Consider the following 4,683-nt stretch of genomic DNA (forward strand, 5'->3'; position numbering starts at 1 on the left):
GAAAATGTTGTTGTTCTTGATCATTGCAGCTGTCAGTATGCTCACCATCGCAGGCTGTTCGAGCCAAAGCAGTTCAGCGGACGGAAAGGTGACATTGAAATTTTTCCACAGATGGCCAAAGGAGCCGGAAAAAAGTTATTTTGAAGAGGTTGTTAAGGAATTTGAAAAAGAACACCCGGATATCGATATTCAAATTGAAGCCGTTTTAAATGACTCCTATAAAGATAAAATTAAGGTCATGCTGGGAACTACCAGCCCTCCTGACATTTACTTCTCTTGGAGCGATGAGTTTGCTTTTAAATTTATCAGAGGCAATAAAGCACTTGATCTCTCGTCCTACTACAAAAATGACACCGATTGGTCATCACAGCTCGTTCAATCGCAAATTACACCATTTACTTATGAAAACAAGCAATATGGCGTGCCGTGGCAAATGGACGCTAAATCATTCTTCTATAATAAAGACATTTTCCAAAAGCTGAATCTTGATCCCCCGAAGACGTGGGATGAATTAATCGATGTGTCAAAAAAGCTGAAAGAACATGGCTACACACCGATCAGCTTCGGAACAAAGGCGACTTGGACAATCTCGCACTATATCGGCACGCTTAATCAGCGGATGGTCGATGAAAAAACGCGAGACAAGGACTATAACGCCAAAACGGGTGAATTTACTGATGAAGGCTACGTAAAAGCACTTGAAAAGCTTCAAGAGCTGATGCCTTACTTTAATAAACATGTAAACTCCGTCGACCACGAATATGTGAGACAGCAATTTAAGAGCGGAAAGTCGGCGATGATATATGCGGAAACAGCGGAAATCAAGCTGGTTGAACCGGTTAATCTTGGGATGTTCCCATTTCCTGAAATCAGCGGGCAGAAAGGATCTTCAGAAGCGTTAACGGGAGCGCCGGAAGGATTCATGATTTCCTCAAGAACAAAACATCCGAAGGAAGCGATGGAATTTTTGCAGTTCTTGACGTCGAAAAAAATGGGCGAAAAGCTCGTGAAAGATGTCGGGAAATACAGTGCAGTGCAAGGTACGGCTACTGAAGAAAATGCAACAGCCATTCAGCGTGAAGCTGTTCAGCATATTGTTGATGCCAAATCAATGGTTCCATGGTTTGATATGGATGTCGATGTTGAAGTCGCAGATGCGTACCTAACGGGTGTCCAGCAAATGCTTGGCGGCGACATGACACCGCAGCAGGTGATGAAAGCCGTTCAAAAGGCAGCAAAGCAGGTGAGGGCGTCAGCTGAATAAATCAAAGAAAAGGTGAAGCTTCGCACCTTTTCTTTTTATAAAGGAGATGAGATACCCTTGGTCAATCAGAATAAAATAATCCCCTATTTGTTTTTGGTGCCCGCTCTCGTTTTTTTACTTTTCGTTTATATCCCGATTTTTGAGAATGTATTCCTCAGCCTGTTTCAATGGAGCTCATTTTCTCCGGAAAAAACGTTTATCGGCTTAAAAAACTATGTTGAATTATTTCATGATCCTGTCTTCTATCAGGCACTTACCAATAATGTGCTTTATGCAGTGATCTCAATTGTATGCCAGGTATTTGGCGGTTTGATTTTGGCGGCGGTGCTTGAGGATAAGCTGGTCAGAAAATGGTCGCCGTTTTTTCGTACCGTTTTCTTTTTGCCGGTTGTCATCTCAATGACTGTGATCGCGCTTTTGTTTGATTTTATTTACAATCCGGAGACAGGGCTTTTGAATCAGCTGCTTCAGGCCATCGGTCTTGATCAGCTGACGAGGGCCTGGCTCGGGGATGACAGCACAGCTATGCTTTCTGTCATTTTTGTGTCCCAGTGGCAATCTGTCGGTTATATTGCGATGCTGTACATTGTGTCGATTCAAAAAATACCGGATGAACTGTATGAAGCGGCCCGGCTTGACGGCGCGGGTAAAATTCAGCAGTTTTTTCATATTACTGTTCCCCAGACGAAAGAGATGTCTTTTGTTGCGGTGGTCATGACGCTGACCGGGGCCTTTACGGTCTTTAATGAGCCGTACATTTTGACAGGCGGCGGGCCGGGAAACGCGTCAGAAGTCTTGAGCACGTTTTTATATAAAAGCGCCTTTACAAAGGATATGATGGGCTACGCCTCAGCGATTGCCACTGTCGTGTTAATCATTACGCTTGCATTATCGCTCATGCAAATGAAGTTCTTTAAAACCGGAAAGGAGGAGTAACTGATGCTGCCTCAGAAGAAGACAGATTCGTTCAGATTGGAGCCTGTGCCTGACCAGCACATTGAGGTGAAAAGAAAGCCTAGACGAAAATGGTATATCGGAGAAACGTCTGTGTGGGTTTTTCTGTTTCTTTATCTGATTGCGATTGCCTATCCGCTTCTCTGGATGGTGATGAGCGCCTTTAAAAACTCTGACGATATTTTTGAGCACAGCTGGTCGCTGCCGTCTTCGTGGCATCCGGAAAATTTTGTTTCCGCCTGGAACCAGGGGATTTCTTCTTATTTTATGAACAGTGTCATCGTTACGGCGCTGACGTGTGTGATCACTGTCTTTATCAGTGCATGGGCAGCGTATGGCCTTTCCCGGTTTGAGTTTAAAGGAAAAGGATTCTTTTTGGTGCTATGTCTTGGCGGATTGATGCTGACGCCGCAGGTCAGTCTTGTGCCGCTTTATTCTATTATTCAGTCGCTTGGCCTGTACAATACGTATTGGGCGTTAATCCTGCCGTATGCGGCTTATCGGATCCCATTCACCATCATTTTGATCCGCTCTTATTTTCTTTCTATTTCAAAAGAATTGGAGGAGGCGGCCTATTTGGATGGGTGTACAAGTTTTGGAGTATTTTTCAGAATTTTCTTACCAATGAGCGTGCCGATTTTGGTGACATCCGGCATTTTGACGGCTTACCATACATGGAATGAGTTTATGTTTGCGATTATTTTCATAGATGATGAGAATTTGCGGACCATTCCAGCCGGGCTGATGCAGTTCAGAGACGCGCTGCAGACAGACTGGGGCGTCCTGCTGGCAGGGTTAACGATTTCAGCCGCGCCGATTATTATTCTATTTTTATTGATGCAGAAATATTTTGTCCGCGGAATTGCAAGCGGCAGTGTAAAAGGATAAAGGAGGAAGCGCTATGAAATTGATTGCGGTTGGAGATAATGTTGTAGATTATTACCAGGATCAAGAAACATTCTACCCGGGAGGAAATGCCTTAAACGTTGCTGTGCTTGCCAAGCGGCTCGGGTATGAGTCTTCCTATATCGGAATCGTCGGCAATGACGAAGCCGCGGCACATTTGTTGAACGTTCTCAAGCTGGAGCAGGTCAATGCAGATTATATCCGCCAGGCGCACGGGGAAAACGGGATGGCGATTGTCACCCTTGATGAACAGGGGGACCGTATTTTTGTCAGGTCAAATAAAGGCGGCATTCAGTCCCGGCTTCGGCTCGTGTTCCAGGAGAAAGATATAGCCTTTATCAGCGGACATGATCTGTTGCATACGAGCGTGTACAGCAGGCTTGAGAACGATCTTCCGAAGCTGTGCGGGCTTGTCCCGGTCTCATTTGATTTTTCAACCAATCGGGAGGATGATTATTTGAGGAGGGTCTGTCCTTATGTGACGTATGCGTTTTTTTCAGGAAGCGATTTGAGTGAGTCGGAATGCGGTGAGCTTGCCAAAACAGCTCATGGATACGGAGCCAAAATGGTTTGTATGACCCGAGGGGGCCAAGGAGCAATCCTGTCTGCGGGTGATCGAGTCTATCATCAGCCGATTGTGGAAGCTGATATAATAGATACACTTGGAGCGGGAGATTCTTTTATAGCAGGCTTTTTGACTGCCTTTTGCGTGAAGCAGGATATAACGTACGCTTTGCGCCAGGCCGCCGAAACGGCTGCGAAAACATGCGGTGTGTACGGAGCTTTCGGCTATGGCTATCCTTATCGCTTGGAGGACGGGGGAAGCAGTGAAAAAACGAGAATACTATAAGCAGTGTCTCGTTTTTTATGCCTGTTATGTGTAGGGGCTGTTGATGGTAAAAGTGACACGGTTTGTGTGCATCAAAAACAATGAGCAATAGATTGGCTGGTCGTTTGATGTAAAAGCCGTTTTATCAATTTCAAACAGCGCATCCCCGATATCACAATCCAGGTATTTGCTTTCCTCCTGTTGGGCATATACAACGTTTAATAGCTTCGTATTGTGCGTGGGTACAACTTTGTATTGCTGTTTCAAAATATCATGCATGGATACGCCGTCAGCAATAAAGGTATCAATGCCGGGAAACAAATCAAGCGGATAATGCGTCACTTCAAAGGTGAGAGGCTGATCATCATTATATAAAATCCGTTTTAATTCAACCACAGGGCTCTCGGGTTGGATTTGAAGCTTTTCGGCGATGGGTTTTGACGCTGGAATGATGTCATGGGACAGCACATGATGCTTCGGTTTTTTGCCGGTTGATTCCATAAATTCCGAGTAGCCGTTTACAGCGATCAGCTCTCGTTTTAATTTAGGGCTTTTAACGAACGTTCCCTTTCCCTGCTGCCTGATCAGATAGCCTTCTTCGACTAAATCGAGAATGGCTTTCCTGACGGTGATGCGGCTGACGTTATACTTGGTGCAAAGCTCGTTTTCGGTAGGCAGCTTGGCGGTTGGGGAATATACGCCCTTTTTGATGTCATCAGTGATGATTTGT

At 45.1% G+C, this 4,683-nt stretch carries 5 protein-coding genes; 4 read left to right on the top strand and 1 reads right to left on the bottom strand.

Translation table 11 applies throughout. The features are described from left to right. The 4 genes from RAC86_RS35505 to frlD all read left to right on the top strand — a co-directional run. Positions 1-1,264, top strand: a 1,264-nt coding sequence (locus RAC86_RS35505) for an ABC transporter substrate-binding protein (protein WP_377886689.1), incomplete at its 5' end; no start/stop codon positions are given. A 57-nt stretch (positions 1,265-1,321) separates the two neighbouring features. Beyond that, a complete protein-coding gene (locus RAC86_RS35510) occupies positions 1,322-2,200 on the top strand; it encodes a carbohydrate ABC transporter permease (RefSeq protein WP_014477910.1) in 879 nt (292 codons plus the stop codon). Positions 2,201-2,203: 3 nt separating this feature from the next. Next, the gene (locus tag RAC86_RS35515) at positions 2,204-3,106 is read left to right on the top strand and encodes a carbohydrate ABC transporter permease (protein WP_014477909.1); all 903 of its coding nucleotides are present in this window, start codon (positions 2,204-2,206) and stop codon (positions 3,104-3,106) included. Positions 3,107-3,119: 13 nt separating this feature from the next. Next, positions 3,120-3,974, top strand: coding sequence for a fructosamine kinase FrlD (gene frlD / locus RAC86_RS35520; protein ID WP_046663934.1), 855 nt, complete (start codon positions 3,120-3,122; stop codon positions 3,972-3,974). Positions 3,975-3,998: 24 nt separating this feature from the next. On the opposite strand, the gene frlR is transcribed toward frlD, so the two are convergent. Further along, the coding region (frlR, locus tag RAC86_RS35525) for a transcriptional regulator FrlR (RefSeq protein WP_377886690.1) at positions 3,999-4,683 on the bottom strand (685 nt) is incomplete at its 5' end.

This window comes from Bacillus sp. LR_5 (assembly GCF_042709275.1).